This is a genomic window from Peterkaempfera griseoplana (assembly GCF_001418575.1).
Classification (GTDB): domain Bacteria; phylum Actinomycetota; class Actinomycetes; order Streptomycetales; family Streptomycetaceae; genus Peterkaempfera; species Peterkaempfera griseoplana.
This window is the reverse complement of sequence record NZ_LIQR01000785.1, coordinates 1-1123: the sequence shown is the minus strand read 5'-3', so window position 1 is coordinate 1123 and position 1123 is coordinate 1. Positions and strand designations below refer to the sequence as shown.

Annotated in this window: 1 protein-coding gene; it reads left to right on the top strand. The window is 72.1% G+C overall.

Translation table 11 applies throughout. The annotated features are described in order from the left end of the window. The first annotated feature begins 210 nt into the window (after nt 1-210). Nucleotides 211-1074 carry an acyl-CoA thioesterase gene (locus AOK09_RS36765; protein ID WP_055591494.1) on the top strand — a complete coding sequence of 288 codons (864 nt, stop codon included), beginning with the start codon at nt 211-213 and terminating at the stop codon, nt 1072-1074. Nucleotides 1075-1123 lie beyond the last annotated feature (49 nt).

The following is a 1123-nucleotide window of genomic DNA, read 5'->3' as shown; positions in this document are numbered from 1 at the left end:
CCCCGTCCCGCACGCCGCACGCACCCCAGGGCCAGGCCATCCCCGTCGCCGGGCCCCCGCCCGGCCGTCCCGGCCCCCAGCCCGCGGCCGCCCGCCGTCCCCGTCGCAGGGAATGCGCCGGTCACCGAGAGGCTTGACCACTGCGGAGAGGCGGCTTCAGAGAACCCGGACCCGTACAGCACCGCCGCCGCGGGAGAGGACGAAAGCACCATGGGCAGTCCCGTCGACCACCTCGTCGACCTGCTCGATCTGGAACAGATCGAGCTCAACATCTTCCGCGGCCGCAGCCCGGAGGAGGCGCTGCAGCGCACCTTCGGGGGCCAGGTCGCCGGTCAGGCACTGGTGGCCGCCGGGCGCACCGTGGACGACGACCGCCCTGTCCACTCCCTGCACGCCTACTTCCTGCGCCCCGGCATCCCCGGTGTGCCGATCGTCTACCAGGTCGACCGTACCCGGGACGGCCGCTCCTTCACCACCCGCCGCGTCCTGGGCATCCAGCAGGGCCGCTCCATCTTCGCCCTCACCGCGAACTTCCACCGCCCGGAGCCGGCCGCGTTCGAGCACCAGATCCCGATGCCCGAGGTACCGGGCCCCGAGGAGCTTCCCAGCGCCCTGGAGGAGGTCACCGCCAGAATCGGCGAGCGGCCGCCCTTCATCAGCCGCCGCCAGCCGTTCGACATCCGCTATGTGGAGCGACTGCGCTGGACCAAGGAGGAACTCGTCGGCGTCGAGCCCCGCAGCAGCGTCTGGTTGCGCACCAACGGCAAGCTGCCCGACGACCCGCTGATCCAGGTCTGCGCGCTGACGTACGCCAGCGACATGACCCTCCTCGACACGGTCCGCGTCCCGGTGGAGCCGCTGTGGGGCACCCGTCACTTCGACATGGCCTCGCTGGACCACGCGATGTGGTTCCACCGGCCGTTTCGCGCCGACGAGTGGCTGCTCTACCAGCAGGAGTCGCCCGTCGCCACCGGCGCCCGCGGCCTCGCCCGGGGACAGATCTTCGACCAGCAGGGACGCCTGGTCGTCTCGGTGATGCAGGAGGGCCTCTTCCGGCCCATCGAGGACTCCTGACCCGCCCCTCCGCCGCCTCTCCTCCCGCAGCCCGCCTCCTGCCCGAAGA